The organism is Qipengyuania flavescens (genome assembly GCF_029688735.1).
In the GTDB taxonomy this organism is placed as follows: domain Bacteria; phylum Pseudomonadota; class Alphaproteobacteria; order Sphingomonadales; family Sphingomonadaceae; genus Qipengyuania.
This window is the reverse complement of record NZ_JARULD010000006.1, coordinates 54,684-73,405: the sequence shown is the minus strand read 5'-3', so window position 1 is coordinate 73,405 and position 18,722 is coordinate 54,684. Positions and strand designations below refer to the sequence as shown.

Genomic DNA, 18,722 nt, shown 5'->3' with positions numbered 1-18,722 from the left:
GAGTGCCAACACCTGTTTCACACTCTACAGAAGAGGTCACACACATGGCATTTCGTCCGCTTCACGACCGCGTACTGGTCCGTCGCATCGAAGCCGATCAGAAGACCGCCGGCGGGATCATCATTCCCGACAGCGCCCAGGAAAAGCCGAGCGAAGGCGAAATCGTCGCCGTCGGCAACGGGGCCAAGGCGGATGACGGCAAGGTCACCCCGCTCGACGTCAAGGCAGGCGACCGCGTCCTGTTCGGCAAATGGTCGGGCACCGAAGTCAAGATCGACGGCGAAGACCTGCTGATCATGAAGGAAAGCGACATCATGGGGATCATCGGCTGAGCGCCGACCCTGAACGCTTTTCCAACCGAAACACACTCCAGGAGAAACCAACATGGCAGCCAAGGACGTAAAGTTCAGCCGCGACGCGCGCGAAGGCATTCAGCGCGGCGTCGACACCCTCGCCAACGCCGTCAAGGTGACGCTCGGCCCCAAGGGCCGCAACGTCGTCATCGACAAGAGCTTCGGCGCTCCGCGCATCACCAAGGACGGCGTCACCGTCGCCAAGGAAATCGAACTCAAGGACAAGTTCGAGAACATGGGCGCGCAGATGCTCAAGGAAGTCGCCTCCAAGTCGAACGACGCGGCGGGTGACGGCACCACCACCGCCACCGTGCTGGCCCAGTCGATCGTGACCGAGGGCATGAAGTCGGTCGCCGCCGGCATGAACCCGATGGACCTGAAGCGCGGCATCGACCTCGCGGTCGACAAGGTCGTCGAGAACCTCAAGGGCCGTTCGAAGGACGTGTCGGGCTCCAGCGAGATCGCGCAGGTCGGCATCATCTCCGCCAATGGCGACCGTGAAGTCGGCGAGAAGATCGCCGAGGCCATGGAGAAGGTCGGCAAGGAAGGCGTGATCACCGTCGACGAATCGAAGGGCCTCGAATTCGAGCTCGAGACCGTCGAAGGCATGCAGTTCGACCGCGGCTACCTGTCGCCCTACTTCATCACCAACCCGGACAAGATGACGGTCGAACTCGACAACCCGTACATCCTGATCCACGAGAAGAAGCTGTCGAACCTGCAGTCGATGCTGCCGGTGCTCGAAGCCGCGGTCCAGTCGGGCCGTCCGCTGCTGATCATCGCGGAAGACATCGAAGGCGAAGCGCTGGCCACCCTGGTGGTCAACAAGCTGCGCGGCGGCCTCAAGGTCGCGGCGGTCAAGGCCCCCGGCTTCGGCGATCGTCGCAAGGCGATGCTGCAGGACATCGCGATCCTGACCAAGGGCGAGATGATCAGCGAAGATCTCGGCATCAAGCTCGAGAACGTCACGCTGGGCATGCTCGGCGAAGCCAAGCGCGTCGCCATCGACAAGGACAACACCACCATCGTGGACGGTGCCGGCGACGAAGCCGACATCAAGGCCCGCGTCGGCGAGATCCGCACCCAGATCGACAACACCTCCAGCGATTACGACCGCGAGAAGCTGCAAGAGCGCCTCGCCAAGCTCGCGGGCGGCGTTGCCGTGATCAAGGTCGGCGGTGCCACCGAAGTCGAGGTGAAGGAGCGCAAGGACCGCGTCGACGATGCGCTGCACGCGACCCGCGCAGCCGTCGAAGAAGGCATCGTCCCGGGCGGCGGTACCGCGCTGCTCTACGCTTCGAAGGCTCTCGACGGCCTCACCGGCGTCAACGACGACCAGACCCGCGGTATCGACATCGTCCGCCGTGCGCTGGCCGCTCCGGTCCGCCAGATCGCCAGCAACGCCGGCCATGACGGCGCGGTGGTTGCAGGCAAGCTGACCGACGGCAACGACGAAAGCCTTGGCTTCAACGCTGCGACCGACAGCTACGAGAACCTCGTCAACGCCGGTGTCATCGACCCCACCAAGGTCGTGCGTACTGCGTTGCAGAACGCCGCCTCGGTTGCCGGCCTGCTGATCACGACCGAAGCCGCGATCGTCGACAAGCCGGAAGACAAGGGCGCTGCACCTGCAATGCCCGACATGGGCGGCATGGGCGGCATGGGCGGCATGGGCTTCTAAGACCAGCCATCCAGCCTACAGGTTCGAAACAGGAAGGCCCGGCGGAGCGATCCGCCGGGCCTTTTTCGTCCCTTCGGCGCTGAGCTGCGATAATTTCCATGCTTAACCCGGCAGTAAGTCGGGACGACTATCGAAGGATAAAATAAGGGAAAGCTCGCAGATGATCCAATTGGCTTACAGCAGCGACGCACGCGGCGATCTGGCTTCGAACGAGGTTTTCGAAATCATCGAAACCTCGGCCAGAAACAACCTGCGCGACGATCTTACGGGAATGCTGATCTTCGCAAACGACCGCTTCTTCCAGATCATCGAAGGCGAAGCCGCTGCGATCGACGGCCTGATGGCGCGCTTGCAAGCCGATCCGAGGCACCACTCGATCGAGGTCCTGCATCGGCAGGAAATCGGCGAGCGGAGCTTCCCGCGTTGGCGGATGGAGTGCGTGGGTATTGCGAACGGGTCCATCCCCGAAGCGGCTTTGGGCAATGTTTCTTCCGATATGCGGGCACTGGTAAGGCAGTTCCTCGATGGTTCGGTCGCCAACGAGAAAGCCGCCTGATTTTGTGGACTTACCCTGAGGGCATAACTCGTTAGCTGTCGCCAATCGGTAGAACGCTGCCCACATCGGAATTCGCCGACATCGGATCGACGCAGACCTTCGCCAGCACAGGCAGATGATCGGATCCGACATCTTCGCCGATCTCCAGCGTTTCGACCTTCACCCCCTCCTTCACGAAAATCTGATCGAGGGGCCAGCCGAACAGGGCGTAGTCCGCCGGAAAGGTCGCGAAACTGCCGCGCCCAGCGCGCGGGTCGCTGAACCCACCGTCGTGGACGAATTTCTGGGTGGTGCTGGACCACGGCACGTCGTTGAAATCGCCGATCGCCAGCACATTGGACAGCATGTCCGGCGTGCGCGACCCGGCGCGGGCGATATTGGCATCGCGTTGAGCGGTGCTCTCTCCCGGCAGGGGCGGGCGGGGGTGCAGGCCGATCAGCTCGAACCGCGCGCCGTCGCCCATCCGCAGCGTTGCGTAGAGTGTGGGCGTATTCGAATTCGTGTTGGCCACCATCTCTGCGCGGTCGACTTGGAGCGTGGTCGCAAAGACCATGCCGTATTTATTCTCCAGCGGCCGGGCCAGCGTATAGCCGTAGCGTGCGAGCTGGGGCTGGAGCGCGTCGAGCCACACCTGGTTCGTTTCCATCAGCAGCAGGATGTCGGGTCGTTCCGCCTCGATCAGCTGCGCCGTCGCATCGTAGCGATCATTGGTCTGAAGCACATTGAACGACAGCACTTTGGCGCAGCTCATCCCGTTTACCTCGTCGGGCAGCGGGACCTGCGCGGGCGCCAGAAAGGTGTAAGGCCATATGCGCCAGAGATTAATACCGATGGAGATAAGTCCCAGCGCCACAACAAGCGCCATCTTCGATCTCGCGACGAACAGGCCCAATACGACGAGCGCCGCAGCAAGATAGATCGACGGTTCGCGCAATGTGTCGAGCAGGCGCACCGCGCCGCGGTTTGTACCCCATAGCGACACCAGTGCCGCTATCAGCAGCACAGCCAGCGCACCGATCACGATCTTCCCTGCGACGGATCGCATGGTCATTGGTCTTCCACTGTTTTTGCCCCGGGCCCGAAAGAGAACGGGCCGCGACACAATTACTGCCGCGGCCCGTCCATGTTCCGAATTCTACTCCGCTTGATCAACCGCCCATGCGGCTCGCTTCCGCTGCGGCCACCACCTCGTCCGGCCAGGTCACCTGCGTCTGCGTTTGCGGATTAAATACATCTCCTTCGTAGACGGCTGCTTCCGCCGCAGCGATCTCTTCAGCCGTCAGGAATTCGCTCGGCTCTAGCGCGAAGACGTCGAGCCCGCGGCTGATCTCGGTCGCGTAGATTCGGCCCTTGTACCAATAGGCCGACCAGTACCCGCCGGTGACCAGCTGGTCTTCGTCCACCGGGCCGCGGTCGAAATAGGCGATCTCGAACGGATTGGTCGCATCGGTGAAGTCGATGATCGACAACCCGCCCTGATACCAGGCCTGCACGAAGATATCGCGCCCCGGCACCGGGATGATCGAACCGTTATGCGCGACGCAGTTCTCCTTGTCGCCTTGCGGCGCGGGCAGCTTGTACATGCCACGATATTCGAGCTTGCCGTTCTCGATCGCGTAGAAGGCGTCGGCACCCCAGTTCATCGGGTCGCCCGCCTGGCAGCGCGGCCGCCCGCCGCCGCCCCATTCGTCGGTGAACAGCACCTTGGTGCCGTCGTTGTTGAAGGTGGCCGAGTGCCAGTAGGCGAAACCCTTGTCGGTCACGTCGTCGATGCGCTGCGGCTTGAGCGGATCGGAAATGTCCATGATGATGCCATTGCCCGAGCACGCGCCGGCGGCGAGGTTTTTGGCCGGGAAGACAGTAATATCGTGACACTGGTTGGTGTCATTGGTTTCCTGCGTCCGGCTGCCGTCCGGGTTCAGGCCATGGTCGCCGCCGCGCCACAGGCCGGCGATCTGCCCGTCCCTGGCGAAGACGCGCGGACTGTCGACGATGCGGGCCTTGGAGGGATCGGCCAGCGGGATTTCGATCACGTCGATGCTGAACAGCGCGGTTTCGTCGCCGGCCGTGTCGAAACAGCCGGGCAGTTCCTCGGCATCGCGAACATAGCTGGTGCCCGAGTTGTAGACGATCAGGCGCGTGTCGTCGGCGCTGACGATGGAGTGCGTGTGGCTGCCGCGGCAGGTCTGCACCTGGCCGATCTGGCGCGGGCGGGTGATGTCCGAGATGTCGAAGATGCGGATGCCGCGGAAGCGCTCTTCGCTGACATTGCCGGTGACCCCTTGCAAGCCGCAATCGATCCGCGCGCGGCTGTCCTGAACGCTCATCACGAGGATATCGCCCGCGATCGAGACGTCGCCCTGCCCGCCGGGGCAGACGGTCGAGCTGACCAGCGTCGGCACCCCGTCCTCGCCGAGGCGATAGGCGTTGAAGCCGTGATAATTGCCCGCAACCATGATGTCGCCGGAGAAGGCGATGTCGGTATTGGCGAAGCTCAGCAGCGAGCCGCGCTCACCGAAGCGGGGTTCTTCTTCCTCAGGCTCGGCATCGGCTTCGGCGCTGTCGGTCGGTTCCTCGACTTCGGTATCGGCGGCGTCCTCTTCCTCGTCGTCCTCGATCAGCGGCTGGAGCTGGGCGGGATTGGCGGGATCGAAGAAGCCGGCAGGCTTGGGCTGCGCAGCAACGAGGCGCAAGTTCAGGATCGCCTCCTCGGCATCGCGGAAACCGGCTGCGAGCGTCGCGCGCGGATCGGTTGAGAGGTTCGCCGCAACGGCGTTCATCCGGTCGATTTCGGCCTGCTGGTCGGTCACCACTTCATTCGTGAACTCGAACATCACCGGCTCGTAAGCGCTGCCCGGCGCCTTGTGCAGTTCGTCGACCATGTCGATCGCGCCGAGGTGGTGGGCGGTCATGAGCTTGAGAAACATGCGGTCGAATTCGGTGCCGTTGGCGGCAGCGAGCGCCTGCATCTGGCTGGGCGTCGCCATGCCCTTCATCAGGCTATGCGCGCCGTGGCCCATGTGCATCGAATGCTGGCCTTCGAGCTTCTCTCCGCGCTCTTCCAGCCAAGTCGTCATGAACCCGATTTCGTCCTTCTGGCTCGCATCGATCCGCTCGGCGATCTTGACGATGGCATCGTTGTTCGTGCGCCCTTCGACGAGGTCGGCCATGGCCACGGCCTGCCGGTGGTGGACGATCATGCCCTGCATGAAGGCGACATCGGCCGGCGAGTAGGCCGTCTTCGACAGTGCGATCGCCTCGTCCTCGCCGATGACGCGCGGCGCCTCGCCCGGCGCGCCGGGCAGCACGATGGGCACCTGTTGGGCCAGTGCGGCAGTGGAGGTCGTAAGCAGCAGGCCGGCGGCCAGCGCGCGGAGCGAATTTGTCATGATGTGCGGTCCCCGAAGTATGAAGGTGCAATAAGCCCCTCACGCGCCCGCGCGGTCAAGCGATTGTTCTACGAACGGCGCTCTCGCCCTGATAAAATTGATGCGATCAACCTGATGCGAACTTGCCGCGCCGCGGGCCGAGATAGCCGAACAGATATGCGCCCACCTTGCGCATCTGGATTTCTTCGGCCCCCTCGGTGATGCGATAGCGGCGGTGGTGGCGGTAGATATGCTCGAACGGCTTGTGCCGCGAATAGCCGATACCGCCGTGCACCTGCATCGCGCGATCCGCCGCCTCGCACACCAGCCGGTTCGCCCAGTAATTGCACATGCTGACCTTGTCGGAGATCGTTTTCTCGATCTCCTCATGTGGCATGTTGTCCATTTCCCAGGCCGTCTTGTAGATCAGCAGGCGCAGCATCTCGCATTGGGTCGCCAGCTCGACCAGCGGGAACTGGATACTCTGGTTGCGCGCCAGCTCCTGCCCGAACGGCTTGCGTTCGCGGGCGTATTTCACGCTTTCCTCGACACAATACTGCGCTGCGCCGCAGCTGCTCGCGGCCTGGCGGATGCGGTTCTGGTGAACGAAGCTCTGTGCCAGCGAAAGGCCCCTGCCCTCGACGCCGAGAATGGCACTGTCGGGCACCCAGACGTTGTTCACGCTGAGGCGCGGGTGATCGGTGGGCATGTTGAAGGTCCACAGCCATTCCTCGATCTCCAGCCCCTCGATCGGGTTGGGGACGAGGAAGCAGGTGATCCCGCTGGCATCGCCATCTTCGCCGGAGGTGCGGGCGAACATCGCGCAGTGGGTGGCGACATGCATGCCCGTGATCCACATCTTCTCCCCGTCTATCCTCCAGCCGTCGACCCCGTCGCGCGTTTCGCGCACCGCCTTGGTCTCCATATGCGTGGCGTCGGAGCCATGATGCGGTTCGGTGAGGCCGAAAGCGACGCGGCGCCTGCCTTCGAACCCGCCGAGGATGAATTCCTGTTTCTGTTCTTCCGTGCCCCATTGTTCGAACATTTCGACGAAGGGGAAGTTGCCGACGATGCTATGCTCGTTCTGCAGATCGTTATGCAGGCCCAAACCGCGCTGGGCGAAGCGATCGCGGATGACCGCCATCCAGAGGTTGGAGCCGTCCTTGCCGCCGTATTTCTTCGGCGCGCTGAAGCGCCAGTGGCCGGCGGCATCGGCACGCTTGCGGGCTTCGCGCAGCAGCTCTTCCCAATCCTCGCGCGGCAGGCCGCCCTTCTCGAAGTCGGTGCGCGCATATTCGCGGCGGTGGTCGAAGAAGCGGATATTGTCGTCCTGCTGTTCGAGCGGGATGATTTCTGTCTCGATGAAGCCGACCAGTTCCTCGTAGTAATTCTCGAGATCCTCGGGGATCGTGAAGTCCATCAGTCCTCTCCAGTCCATTTTGCGCGAGCCAGCGCGAGCATCGGGTATTTGGGCACGTCGGCCGCCAGCTTGTCGAGCGCAGAGCGGCGCAGCAGCGCGAGCAGGCCGGGGGTCGCGAGCGAGCGTTCCCCATCGAGAAGCTCCTGCGCCAGCAGATCGTCGGCGAATTCGATATCGACCCGGTCCCCGCGCGAAATCATGCCAAGCGCATTGCGGGCGACCGCCAGCTGGAAGCGGTCGTGCCCTTCCATGCGGTCCTTGATGGTGGCGAGCCATTCGGAAATCGCCTCGGCGATCTCGCCGACGCTCGCCTCGCCCAGCGGATCGAGCTTCACATCGCTTGGCGGGAGCGGCCGCGCCTGTTCTTCCTCTGGCGCGTCGTCTTCCAGCAGCAGGAGGAGATCGAGTTCCTGTTCGCTCGTCCGGCGCGAAATGACGACGCGTTCGAGCATGCGGTCTTCTCCGCTGCGCCAGAAATCGGCCATGCGGATGCAGCCGAGCGCCCACCACACGGTGCGGTAGATCAGCCAGAAGCGGAACCGGCCGGCGTCGAGCGACACGCCGCTTTCGGCCTCATAGGCTTCGACATAGTCTTCGAGCGAGCCGAGCCCCAGCGCCGGGCGATCGACGCGGGCGAATCGCCAGACCGCCATGCAGCCGAATGCGAGATCCTCGTGCCGGTCCCCGAAATGCGCCAGCTCCCAGTCGAGCACGCCGGTGAGGTGCGAATCCTCGGCCAGCAGATTGCCGAGCCTGTAGTCGCCATGATTGAGGACGGGCTCAACCCGTTCGGGCAGATTGTCGCGCAACCACTTTAGGCCAAGGGCGATGATCGGCCGGTCGCCGCCCGCCTCCTCGAACTGTTCGGCCAGCCCTTCGACAGCCTCCACATAGTCCATCTCGGGGACATCTTCCGGGAGCTTAGCCGGTTCGAGTGCGTGAATGCGGGCGAGGTCCCGGGCCACTTCGCGCAGCAATTGCCCAGGATTGTCCATCGCCAGGATCGCGCGGGGATCGGGCGTGCCGGGGAGAGCACGCATCACGAAGCCGCTGCCGATCCCGTCATCCGGCTCGAGCACCAGGACGACTTCGGGTGCCGTCACCCCGGCTTCGAATGCGGCGCCGATGATCGCCGCCTCGCTGTCGTGACCGTAGGGCCGGCCCTCCATGAACTCGAGGCTCGGCGCGCGGCGCAGGACGTAGTCTGCCCCGTCGCAAGCGAAACGCCAGCTTTCCATCGTCGCCCCGCCGGTCAGGCGCGCGAGCCCGTTGGCCTCCCCCATGCCCGCCCGCGCGAGCGCCTCGTTCAAGCCGCGCTCGATCGCGCTCCGGCTGTCATCCGTTCCCATGCAGTCCATGCTTGCAGGCAAACGCTTCGCCGCTCAAGCCCGGACCCGTCCAAGGCCTCGCTCGTTGATGGTGCAGAAACAGACACAGCAGGAGAAATCTGGATGAAACTTCCCAACAAGGCGCATGTCGCAATCGTGGATGGCGAGAACTTTACGGTGATGCGCAATTCGGGGCAGATGTTCGAACCCAAGCTGGAGGACGCCCAGAAGCCCGATCTCACCGCGACCAACTACAGTGCCGGGGTCAAGCACCAGGACGATATCGGTCAGGAGCACGGCCGGACGGACCTCGAAGAGCTGGCCCATGGCGCGGCTGCGGCCGAATGGCTGAACGCCAAGGCCATCTCCGGGGAGATCAGCGATGTGCTCGTCATTGCCGACCCGAAGACGCTGGGTGAAATGCGCCGCCACTATCACGGCGAACTCGAAAAGAAGCTGGTCGGCGAGATCGACAAGACGATGACGGGCGAACCCGTCGACCGGATCGAAAAGGCCATCGCCAACGCTTAGCCTTCGTGCCGCACCCCGTTTGTTCCCTTGGTAGCGAATCGATTGTCGCATTCGCGCCACTTTCTGTCGCTATATCCCTTGTTGGCGACGCTTGAGCCATCTTAAGCATCGGTAAACCACGCAAAGGGTAACAGGACGGGATGCGGACAGGACTTTTCGGAAAGATTATTACGGCGGGGGCCATCGCCCTGGCATCGCCCGCCATTGCCAACAGCGATACGCAGGCGTTCGAATCAGCCTTCGACAGGACCCTCGGGACCGAAGTTCGCGAACCTTCGTCGATGGTCGCGCGCTACGATTCCGACTTCGAGCGGCAGATTGCGCGCCTCGCGGAAGGTTCACGCGGGCGCATCGGCGTTTACGCGGTCGACCTGACGACGGGTCAGGAAGTCGGCGTTCTCGCCGACCAGCGCTTTCCGATGGCCAGCACCAGCAAGGTCGCGATTGCTGCGACCTATCTCGCAGGCGTCGATGCGGGCAAGTGGAGCCTGACAAGCGAATGGCAGCTGCCACGTCCCGGCGGTGCCTATATGCCTGCGTCTCGTCACATCAGCCTGATGATCAGCAAGAGCTGCAACGATTGCACCGACGCCATGCTCAATGCCGTCGGTGGCCCTGCTGCGGTGAATGCGTGGATGCAGAAGGCCGGGATCGAGGGCTTTACGCTCTCGCGCGATATCAAGACGCTGATCCGCGAAGACGGACGAAGCGATCCGGCATCGTCGATCGACATCCGCGACAGCGCGACTCCACGGGCAATGGGCCAGCTGCTCGCAGGGATCTACCAAGGCCGTTGGCTGAGCGACAATTCACGTCGCGTGCTGGTCGATGCCATGCTGGAGACGACGACCGGGAAGCGGCGGATGCGCTCCGTCCTGCCGATGAGTGCCATGCTCGCTCATAAGACCGGGACGCTCAGCCGCACCGCAAGCGATATCGGCATATTCCATATGCCGGATGGACGCGCGATCGCAGCCGCGATCTACGTAACCGGGCAGAGCCCTTCGATGGCGGTCGAGAATGGCAGCAGGGCGCAGAAGCTGGAAGCCCGGCGCTTGCGCGACGGGCGCATCTCCACGATCACCGATGCGCTGTATCGCGGGTTCGGGCGCGCAGCCAATGATGGCCGCGCCTGGGCCAATGCGGAGTATGGCGGCGAGTAAGGCTCGCCAGGTCAGCTTACCGGACCTCTTCGACCATGTGTGATGACAAAGGAAAAGGGCGGCGCCTTGCGGCACCGCCCTTTCCTGTTTCGAACCGATAAACCGTTCCGAAGCGCTGGCGCGATTAGTCGGCCTGTGCTTCAGCTTCGGTTTCGCCTTCGACTTCAGCTTCGACTTCAGCAGCAGCTGCGTCGGCATCGGCAGCCATTTCTTCAGCACCGGCTTCCATTTCGGCGCCAGCAGCTTCCATGGTGTCGCCAGCGGCTTCCATGTTGGCTTCGGTGTCGGCAGCAGCCGAATCCATGGTGGTTTCAGCCGAATCTTCGGTAGCTTCCGAGCAAGCGGCGAGCGAAAGAGCAGCGGCCGAAGCAGCAGCAACAAGAGCGATCTTACGCATAATACAATTCCTCAAACAGCGAGTCTGGAGCATCGGGGCGACCCTTGGCCGACCCTCTGCGCGAGTCCCAAATCAGGCCTCACGATGTCTAAATAAGGGCGACAATGTGGCAGCGCAAGTGATTAGCGACCAATCTCGCCTTTTTTCTGCCTTATTTTGTCGAAAATGCCGGATTTCCGCCATATTTTGGTAGGCGTGAAATTTCTCCCCATGCCGCAATCACGCTGCTAAGTCGCCCCGATGGCCGCTCAACCGCACCTCTATCTCGTCGATGGCTCCGCCTACATCTTTCGAGCCTACCATCGGCTGCCGCCGCTGACCGACCCGGAAGGCACTCCGGTAGGCGCTGTATACGGCTACACGACGATGCTGTGGAAGCTGGCCGACGATCTCGACAAGGCCGACGGCCCGACACATCTGGCGGTGGTCCTCGATAAATCGAGTTATTCCTTTCGCAACGAGATTTACGACCAGTACAAGGCCAATCGCCCCGATCCACCGGAGGACCTCGTCCCGCAATTTCCGTTGATCCGCGATGCCACCCGCGCCTTCAGTCTGCCCTGCATCGAGGAACCGGATGTGGAGGCGGACGACATGATCGCCTCCTACGCCCGCGCCGCGCAGGAGCAGGGCTGGAATGTAACGATCGTCAGTTCCGACAAGGATTTGATGCAACTCGTCGGCGAGAAAGACGGCGCGAAAATCGACATGCTCGACACGATGAAGAGCGCGCGCATCTATATCGAGGAGGTCGAGGAGAAATTCGGCGTTCCGCCCGAAAAGGTGGGCGATGTCCTCGCGCTGATGGGCGATTCGGTCGACAACATTCCCGGCATCTTCGGCGTCGGCCCGAAAACCGCGAGCAAGCTGATCGCGGAACATGGCGACCTCACGGCTGCACTCGATTTCGCCGAAGGCATGAAGAAGTCCAAGCTGAAGGAGCGCCTGATCGAGCATCGCGCGGATGCGGAACTCAGCCGGGTGCTCGTGACGCTGAAGGAAGATTGCGAACTGCCTGTCGCGCTCGACGACATGAAGCTGGATGGCGTACCGAGCGAACCTCTGGCCGCTTTCCTCGAAAAGCATGGCTTCACCAGCCTGCTTAAGCGCCTTGAAGCAGGCACCGGCAGCCCGACGCGCGCCAACAATCTCAATCCGGCCAAGCAGGACACGAAGGGCGCGGAAGCGAGCAGCGACGGCAATCGCCAGCCCCTGCCGGACATGCCGGAGGTCGACCGGTCAGCCTATGAATGCGTGCAGACGATGGAGCGGCTGCAGCACTGGATCGAGCGCGCCAAGGCCGCGCGGCTGGTGGCGGTGGACACGGAAACCAGCTCGCTCGACTGCATGCAATGCGATCTCGTCGGCATCAGCCTCGCGCTTGGTCCGAACGATGCCTGCTATATTCCACTGCGGCATGGTGGAAGCGACATGTTCGCTGACAAGCCGGAGCAGATCGAAATATCGGCCGCGCTGGATGCGCTACGCCCCTTGCTCGCCGACGATGCCGTGCTGAAGGTCTTCCACAACGGCAAATACGACCTCAATGTCCTCGCGCGAAACGGCGTGGCGGTCCATCCGATCGACGACACCATGGTCATAAGCTTCGATCTCGACGCCGGCCGCGCGCTCGACGGGATCGGCGGCGGGCACGGCATGGACGAGCTGGCCGAGCGGCACCTCGGCCACAAATGCCTGACCTTCAAGGAGCTGTGCGGCACCGGCAGGAAGGCGATCCCCTTCGGCGAAGTCCCGCTCGACAAGGCGACCGAATACGCCGCCGAGGATGCCGACGTCACCTGGCGGTTGCACACCATGCTCAAACCGCGGCTGGCGACCGAAGGCGGTACGCGGGTTTACGAGCGGGTCGATCGCCCGCTGGTCCCGGTCGTCGCGCAGATGGAGCGCTATGGCATCAAGGTCGACCGCGCGCGGCTGGCCAGGCTGTCCGAGGAATTCGCCAAGGAAATCGGCCGGCTCGAAGGCGAAATCCACGAAATCGCCGGGACCGAATTCACCGTCGGCAGCCCCAAGCAGCTCGGCGAGGTGCTGTTCGATACGCTCGGCTACAAGGGCGGCAAGAAGGGCAGGAGCGGGCAGTACTCGACCGACCAGAGCGTGCTGGAGCGCCTGTCCGGCGAAGGGGCGGAGATCGCTAACAAGGTGCTCGAATGGCGCCAGCTCGCGAAGCTCAAGTCGACCTATACCGACGCGCTGCAGGAAGCGATCAACCCCGAAACCAGCCGCGTGCACACCAGCTACAGCCTGGTGGGCGCGCAGACCGGACGGCTTTCCTCGACCGATCCGAACCTCCAGAACATCCCGATCCGTACCGAGATCGGTCGCCAGATCCGCGAAGCCTTCGTGGCAGAAGAGGGCAATGTCCTGCTTGCCGCCGACTATTCGCAGATCGAACTGCGCCTCGCTGCCCACATGGCGGATGTGCCGAGCCTGAAGGAAGCCTTCGAAGAGGGCGAGGACATCCACTCGCGCACGGCGAAGGAGATGTTCGGAGAGGTCAATCGCGACACGCGCGGGCGGGCCAAGACGATCAACTTCGCCATCCTCTACGGCATCTCTCGCTGGGGTCTCGCAGGTCGTCTGGGCGTGGAGGCGGACGAGGCGCAGGAAATGATCGACACCTATTTCCAGCGCTTTCCGGGCATCCAGAGGTACATCCTCGAAACCACCGAGCGGGTGCGCGAGTGCGGCTATTCGGAGACGCTCTTCGGGCGCAAGACATGGTTTCCGCGGATCAATTCCAAGAACCCGAATGAGCGGCAGGGCAGCGAACGCGCGGCGATCAATGCGCCCATCCAGGGGACCAGCGCCGATATCATCAAACGCGCCATGGCCCGAATGATGCCCGCGCTGGAAGAAGCGGGGCTCGGCCATGTCCGCATGCTGCTGCAGGTGCATGACGAACTGGTCTTCGAACTGCCCGAAAGCGATGTCGAGCAGGCCAGGCCGGTGATCGAGCGCGTGATGGCCGAGGCTGCGCAGCCTGCGGTCGAGCTCACCGTGCCGCTGGGCGTCGAGATCGGCACCGGCAAGAGCTGGGGCGCGGCGCATTGAGACAGCTTGCCAAGACCCTCAAGCGCACGCGGCGCTGGCCGAATGCGATCATTCTCCTGGTCCTTTTCGGGGCAATGGTCGGGCTAATCTACCTCGTCTACCAGACCTTGGAGGCGGAACGCCGCCAACGCGAGCAGGCGACGCAGACTGCCGCCGTCGTGCGGGTTCTCGAAGAGATCGACCGCGCCGCATTGCGCGCCGAAACCGGCCAGCGCGGCTATATCATCACGCTCGATCGGCGATACCGATCTTCCTACGAGGAAGGCAGCGAGGAAATCGATCCGGCGCTAGATGAATTGCGGCGTCTGCTCGGAACCGAGATCACACCGCGCCAGGAAGAGCTGGTCGACCAGATCGACATGCTTGCCCGCCTGAAATTCGACGAGATGGAAGAGACGGTCGGGCTGGTGCAGGAGGGCCGCCTGCTGGACGCTCGCCGCGCTGTGTTGTCCGACGAGGGGCAGGAAGCGATGGAACGCCTGCGTCGCTCGCTCGACGAGATGCGCGACATCGAACGACAGATCCTCGGCGAACAGGCTGCGGACACCGCAAGGCTGGAAGCCCGCGTACTGCCGTTGCTTGCCGGGCTGATCTTGTTGATCCTCGTCGCCATCCTGTTCGGCATGCGGGTGGTGTCGCGCGCTGCCCTGGCCGAAGCCCAGGCTGCCCAGGCCGCCGCCATCGGCGAAGCGCGCGACCGGGCCGATCTCCTGGCGCGCGAGCTGAACCACCGGGTCAAGAACCTGTTCGCAGTGGTCCTCGCCATCGTGCAGATGAGCGCGCGCGACAAGCCGGAAGCGAAAGAGGTCACCGACAGCATCGCCCAACGTATTCGCGCATTGCTGACCGCACACGAAGTAAGCCAGGGCGAGCTGGAGCGGCCGGTGGCATCGCTTTACCAGCTCGTCGAAACCTCGCTCGCGCCCTATCGTTCGTCGTCTCAGGTTGCGGAGATCGAGGGGGACGAAGTTCTGCTGCCGGCCAAACACGTGACCCCGCTCGGTCTGGTGCTGCACGAACTGACCACCAATGCCGTCAAATATGGCGCGTGGAGCGAAAAGGGCACGGTGCGGGTCAGCTGGGAGGAGCGCGACGGGCGCGTCTTCATTACCTGGCGAGAAACGGGCAAGGCCATCGAAGGCGAGCCCGACAGACGCGGCTTCGGCAGCATGCTGATGAACAGCGCGGCGCGCCAGTTCGGCGGCAGTGTCGAGCGCGAGTTCGGAGCCGACGGGCTTGTCGTCGATATCGACCTCCCGCTCGACGACGCCTGACCGGTCGGGGTTGTCAGCCCGCGCGGCGGGCCATAAGCGGTCGCCCAATGCTTGAACGCTTCGACCCGCGAAACTGGCCGATTTCCTACGAGGCCCTTCTCGAGCATCTGATCGTGCTCGGCGGGTCGGTGGCGATTGCGCTGATCGTGCACTGGGTCGTGTTCGCCCTGCTTCGGCGGATAGTTCGCAAATCGTCGAGCCAGGTGGACGACATCGTCTTCGATACAGTCCGCCGCCCCTTGCGCTGGGCTATGGTCGGCTTCGCGATTTCCGTCGCCGCGGAGAACGATGCGCTGGTCGGGCGTGGCTGGGACATCTTCGCATCCTTCATCGTTCCGGCGCTGGTCGGGTGGCTCGCGTTTGCCGCTGTAAAGGGCGCGGCGCTCGGCTACGAAAAGCAGTCGCTCGAAAGCGAGGACCCGGTTGCCCAGCGCGGGCGGATGACGCGCATCGCGATCCTGTCGCGCACTCTGCGTGTCGCGATCATCATCATAACGATCTCGCTGATCATGCTGAACATCCCCGGTGTGCGGGATGTGGGCACGACGATGCTGGCCTCCGCCGGCCTCGCCGCGCTCGCGGTCGGCGCAGCCGCCCAGCCCGCGCTGAAATCGCTCATCGCGGGCTTGCAGATGGCGCTGACGCAGCCGCTGCGGATCGGGGACCTCGTCAAGGTCGACGGACAAGCGGGCCGGGTCGAGGAAATCCGCATGAGCTTCGTGACCGTGCGAACCTGGGACGAGCGCGTCCTCGTCGTGCCGACCAGCCGTTTCCTCGACCAGAGCTTCGAAAACTGGTCGCGCGTCAGCGAGAAGCTGACAGCTCCGGTGATGCTACATCTCGATCCGATTGCCGACATCACGCCGATCCGCGAGGAATTCGAGCGGTTCGTGACCGATCACCCGCTGTGGGACGGTCGCAACCTCGCTCTGTTGATGACCGAAGCTTACCCCGAAAGCATCGAGCTTCGCCTCGCGATGAGTTCGGAAACCATCGGCGATCTGTGGACACTGCGCTGCGACGTGCGCGAGCACATGCTCGGCTGGCTCAAGGAAAACCAGCCCGAAGCGCTGATCCGCCACCGGCTCGAAGTCGAGGCGGCGAACCAGCGCGTTACGGGCGGTTAGTCTGCAGCGTTTTCGCTGCCGTCGGCATCGACCTCCACGCCATGCTTCCGGTCGCGCGTCGGCTCGACCATCCCTTCGTGGATGAAGCCGATAGGCTGGATGTCGGCGGCGCGTTTCTTCAGTTCACCGCGCATCTTCTTATACTCCGCTTCCATCTTGCTGGTGACTGTCGCGCGGCTGTCCTTCAACGCTTCGGTGAAGTCGGCGGCAGTGACGTTCTGCACGTCCCCGCCCGCCCGCTGGAGCGCGTTTAGGCCAGCCCGGCGGACGACATCTTCGAGGTCCGCCCCGGTAAAGCGCGCCGTCTCGCCAGCGACATCCGCAAGGCTGACGTCGTCTGCCAGCGGCATGTCCTTGGTATGGATGCCGAGGATCTGCTCGCGCCCGGCCTTGTCCGGCGTACCGACATAGACCAACTCGTCGAAGCGGCCCGGGCGTAACAGCGCCGGATCGACCAGCGTCGGGCGGTTGGTTGCGCCGATGACGACGACCGACTGCAGCTCTTCGAGCCCGTCCATTTCAGCCAGGATCGTGTTGACGACACGGCCGGTGACCTGCGGTTCGCCCTGCCCCGATCCGCGTGCGGGCACAAGGCTGTCGATCTCGTCGATGAAGACCACGCAGGGCGCGACGGCCCGCGCGCGCTTGAACATGCGGGCGATCTGCTGCTCGCTTTCGCCATACCATTTGCTCAGCAGGTCGGAGCTCTTCATCGAAATGAAGTTCGCTTCCGCTTCCTTGGCGACGGCCTTGGCCAGCAGGGTCTTGCCGGTGCCGGGAGGGCCATAGAGCAGGAAGCCCTTGGCCGGGCGGATGCCGAGCCGGTGGAAGGCATCCGGATTCTTCATCGGAAGCTCGATACCTTCCTTCAGCTTCTCGATCGACTCGCCGACGCCGCCGATGTCGGACCAGCCGACATTGGGAACCTGCACCATCACCTCGCGCATGGCCGAAGGCTGGATGCGCTTCAGCGCGGAGAGGAAATCCTCGCGGCCAACGTAAAGCTCGTCGAGGACTTCGGGCGGGATGGTCCGCTCGTCGAGGTCGATCTTGGGCATGATCCGCCGCACGGCGTCGATCGCAGCCTCACGCGCCAGCGCGGCGATATCCGCACCGACGAAGCCATAGGTGCCCTTGGCCAGCTCGTTGAGATCCACCTTGTCGCCCAGCGGCATGCCGCGCGTATGGATGCCGAGAATTTCGCGGCGACCTTTTTCGTCGGGTACGCCGATGATGATCTCGCGGTCGAAGCGGCCCGGGCGGCGGAGCGCCTCGTCGATGGCATCCGGGCGGTTGGTCGCCGCGATGACCACGAGATTGGAGCGCGCCTCCAGCCCGTCCATCAGCGTGAGCAGCTGGGCTACGAGGCGCTTTTCCGCCTCACCCGGCACGCGGTCGCGCTTGGGAGCGATCGAATCGATCTCGTCGATGAAGACGATGGCGGGGGCGGACTTGCTCGCCTGCTCGAACACTTCGCGCAGCGCCTTCTCGCTCTCGCCATAGCCCGAGCCCATGATTTCGGGCCCATTGATGGTGAAAAAGTTGGCGTCGCTTTCATTGGCGACAGCCTGCGCCAACCGCGTCTTGCCGGTTCCCGGCGGGCCATGCAGCAGCACGCCCTTGGGCGGATCGACGCCGAGGCGCGTAAACAGCTCGGGATAGCGCAGCGGCAGTTCGACCATCTCGCGCAGCTGCTGGATCGTTTCGCCCATGCCGCCGACGTCGTCGTAGTTGATGATCGCGCGCGCGTCGCGCGGTTGCTCGAATTCGGCGCGCAGCTCCACCTCGGTATTCTCGTCGATATGGACGATGCCCTTGGGCGTGGTGGAGACGACGCTGAGACGGATCTGGGTGAGCGCATAGGCAGGGGCGTTGAACATGCGGCGCACTTCCTGCGGCATGTTCTGCACCGGCTGCTGCCCGGTGGTTGCGACGAGATCGCCTGCGACCAGCGGCTTGCGGAAGAAATTGCGCTTCAGCGCCTGGGCCGGACCCTGCAGCCGCATCTCGCGCTGGGCGGGCGCAAATACTACGCGCGTCGCAGGGCGCGATTCCGCCACGGCGACCTTCACATGCTCGCCCGAGCCGACCTCGGCATTGCCCCGCTGCAGGCCGTCGAGGCGGATAACCTCGAGGCTCTGGTCCTCGTCATAAGCGGGCATGGCGACGGCGGCGGTCGAACGCTTGCCGGTGATCTCGACGACATCGCCTTCGGTGATGCCCAGCGCCTGGAAAGTGGTGCGCGGCATGCGGGCGATGCCCTGTCCGCTTTCCTCGTTCCGCGCGGCTGCAACCTGCAACCTGACCGTCTTGTCCGCTACTGCGGCGTCCGCATCTGCCATGTGGGCGATTTCCCTTCGTCCATTGTCGTAACCGGGCCTAGCTGGGAACTGGACCTCTTCGATGCAATGAACGAGCCCCTGCGAGAGGTCCGCAGCAGACAGAAAAA

14 protein-coding genes are annotated in these 18,722 nt (G+C 63.7%); 8 read left to right on the top strand and 6 right to left on the bottom strand.

The features are described from left to right. Positions 1–44: 44 nt before the first annotated feature. The 3 genes from groES (at position 45) to P8R33_RS14275 (ending at position 2,590) form a co-directional block, all read left to right on the top strand. The gene (gene groES / locus P8R33_RS14285; RefSeq protein WP_278323521.1) at positions 45–332 is read left to right on the top strand and encodes a co-chaperone GroES; all 288 of its coding nucleotides are present in this window, start codon (positions 45–47) and stop codon (positions 330–332) included. Positions 333–384: 52 nt separating this feature from the next. Beyond that, on the top strand, positions 385–2,034 hold the full coding sequence (gene groL, locus P8R33_RS14280; RefSeq protein ID WP_278329646.1) for a chaperonin GroEL: 1,650 nt from the start codon (positions 385–387) through the stop codon (positions 2,032–2,034). Positions 2,035–2,194: 160 nt separating this feature from the next. Next, positions 2,195–2,590, top strand: coding sequence for a BLUF domain-containing protein (locus P8R33_RS14275; RefSeq protein WP_278329645.1), 396 nt, complete (start codon positions 2,195–2,197; stop codon positions 2,588–2,590). A gap of 31 nt (positions 2,591–2,621) precedes the next feature. On the opposite strand, the gene P8R33_RS14270 is transcribed toward P8R33_RS14275, so the two are convergent. The 4 genes from P8R33_RS14270 to P8R33_RS14255 all read right to left on the bottom strand — a co-directional run bounded on the left by P8R33_RS14270 (position 2,622) and on the right by P8R33_RS14255 (position 8,727). Then, positions 2,622–3,641 carry an endonuclease/exonuclease/phosphatase family protein gene (locus tag P8R33_RS14270; RefSeq protein ID WP_278329644.1) on the bottom strand — a complete coding sequence of 340 codons (1,020 nt, stop codon included), beginning with the start codon at positions 3,639–3,641 and terminating at the stop codon, positions 2,622–2,624. Between the two features lie 97 nt (positions 3,642–3,738). Beyond that, positions 3,739–5,979 carry a DUF305 domain-containing protein gene (locus tag P8R33_RS14265; RefSeq protein ID WP_278329643.1) on the bottom strand — a complete coding sequence of 747 codons (2,241 nt, stop codon included), beginning with the start codon at positions 5,977–5,979 and terminating at the stop codon, positions 3,739–3,741. 106 nt (positions 5,980–6,085) lie between these two features. Continuing rightward, positions 6,086–7,378 (bottom strand): acyl-CoA dehydrogenase family protein, encoded by a 1,293-nt coding sequence (locus P8R33_RS14260; RefSeq protein ID WP_278329642.1) that lies wholly within the window; start codon positions 7,376–7,378, stop codon positions 6,086–6,088. After that, positions 7,378–8,727, bottom strand: a complete 1,350-nt coding sequence (locus P8R33_RS14255) for a phosphotransferase (protein WP_278329641.1) — start codon at positions 8,725–8,727, stop codon at positions 7,378–7,380. The genes P8R33_RS14260 and P8R33_RS14255 overlap by 1 nt, the downstream gene beginning before the upstream one ends. 102 nt (positions 8,728–8,829) lie before the next feature. Between P8R33_RS14255 and P8R33_RS14250 the strand changes: the two genes are divergently transcribed. After that, positions 8,830–9,237, top strand: coding sequence for a host attachment protein (locus P8R33_RS14250; protein ID WP_278329640.1), 408 nt, complete (start codon positions 8,830–8,832; stop codon positions 9,235–9,237). 140 nt (positions 9,238–9,377) lie between these two features. Continuing rightward, on the top strand, positions 9,378–10,400 hold the full coding sequence (locus P8R33_RS14245) for a serine hydrolase (protein ID WP_278329639.1): 1,023 nt from the start codon (positions 9,378–9,380) through the stop codon (positions 10,398–10,400). A 124-nt stretch (positions 10,401–10,524) separates the two neighbouring features. On the opposite strand, the gene P8R33_RS14240 is transcribed toward P8R33_RS14245, so the two are convergent. Next, positions 10,525–10,830 carry a hypothetical protein gene (locus P8R33_RS14240; RefSeq protein WP_278329638.1) on the bottom strand — a complete coding sequence of 102 codons (306 nt, stop codon included), beginning with the start codon at positions 10,828–10,830 and terminating at the stop codon, positions 10,525–10,527. Between the two features lie 207 nt (positions 10,831–11,037). On the opposite strand from P8R33_RS14240, the gene polA reads away from it, so the two are divergent. From polA to P8R33_RS14225, 3 genes are read left to right on the top strand one after another with little or no spacing between them, the layout of a single operon-like run. Further along, entirely contained in the window at positions 11,038–13,872 is a 2,835-nt protein-coding gene (gene polA / locus P8R33_RS14235; protein ID WP_278329637.1) for a DNA polymerase I, read from the top strand. Further along, positions 13,869–15,146, top strand: a complete 1,278-nt coding sequence (locus tag P8R33_RS14230) for a sensor histidine kinase (protein ID WP_278329636.1) — start codon at positions 13,869–13,871, stop codon at positions 15,144–15,146. Before polA ends, P8R33_RS14230 begins: the two co-directional genes overlap by 4 nt. A 47-nt stretch (positions 15,147–15,193) precedes the next feature. Continuing rightward, complete coding sequence (locus P8R33_RS14225; protein WP_278329635.1) at positions 15,194–16,273, top strand: mechanosensitive ion channel family protein; 1,080 nt, start codon at positions 15,194–15,196, stop codon at positions 16,271–16,273. On the opposite strand, the gene P8R33_RS14220 is transcribed toward P8R33_RS14225, so the two are convergent. Beyond that, on the bottom strand, positions 16,270–18,615 hold the full coding sequence (locus tag P8R33_RS14220; RefSeq protein ID WP_278329634.1) for a CDC48 family AAA ATPase: 2,346 nt from the start codon (positions 18,613–18,615) through the stop codon (positions 16,270–16,272). The two genes, P8R33_RS14225 and P8R33_RS14220, sit on opposite strands and share 4 nt — an antisense overlap. Positions 18,616–18,722 lie beyond the last annotated feature (107 nt).

Bases quoted from the DNA above. Each gene is read 5' to 3' on its own strand.
- groES (WP_278323521.1), top strand. From the start codon at position 45: ATGGCATTTCGTCCGCTTCACGACCGCGTACTGGTCCGTCGCATCGAA.
- groL (WP_278329646.1), top strand. From the start codon at position 385: ATGGCAGCCAAGGACGTAAAGTTCAGCCGCGACGCGCGCGAAGGCATT.
- P8R33_RS14275 (WP_278329645.1), top strand. From the start codon at position 2,195: ATGATCCAATTGGCTTACAGCAGCGACGCACGCGGCGATCTGGCTTCG.
- P8R33_RS14270 (WP_278329644.1), bottom strand. From the start codon at position 3,641: ATGACCATGCGATCCGTCGCAGGGAAGATCGTGATCGGTGCGCTGGCT.
- P8R33_RS14265 (WP_278329643.1), bottom strand. From the start codon at position 5,979: ATGACAAATTCGCTCCGCGCGCTGGCCGCCGGCCTGCTGCTTACGACC.
- P8R33_RS14260 (WP_278329642.1), bottom strand. From the start codon at position 7,378: ATGGACTTCACGATCCCCGAGGATCTCGAGAATTACTACGAGGAACTG.
- P8R33_RS14255 (WP_278329641.1), bottom strand. From the start codon at position 8,727: ATGGGAACGGATGACAGCCGGAGCGCGATCGAGCGCGGCTTGAACGAG.
- P8R33_RS14250 (WP_278329640.1), top strand. From the start codon at position 8,830: ATGAAACTTCCCAACAAGGCGCATGTCGCAATCGTGGATGGCGAGAAC.
- P8R33_RS14245 (WP_278329639.1), top strand. From the start codon at position 9,378: ATGCGGACAGGACTTTTCGGAAAGATTATTACGGCGGGGGCCATCGCC.
- P8R33_RS14240 (WP_278329638.1), bottom strand. From the start codon at position 10,830: ATGCTCCAGACTCGCTGTTTGAGGAATTGTATTATGCGTAAGATCGCT.
- polA (WP_278329637.1), top strand. From the start codon at position 11,038: ATGGCCGCTCAACCGCACCTCTATCTCGTCGATGGCTCCGCCTACATC.
- P8R33_RS14225 (WP_278329635.1), top strand. From the start codon at position 15,194: ATGCTTGAACGCTTCGACCCGCGAAACTGGCCGATTTCCTACGAGGCC.
- P8R33_RS14220 (WP_278329634.1), bottom strand. From the start codon at position 18,615: ATGGCAGATGCGGACGCCGCAGTAGCGGACAAGACGGTCAGGTTGCAG.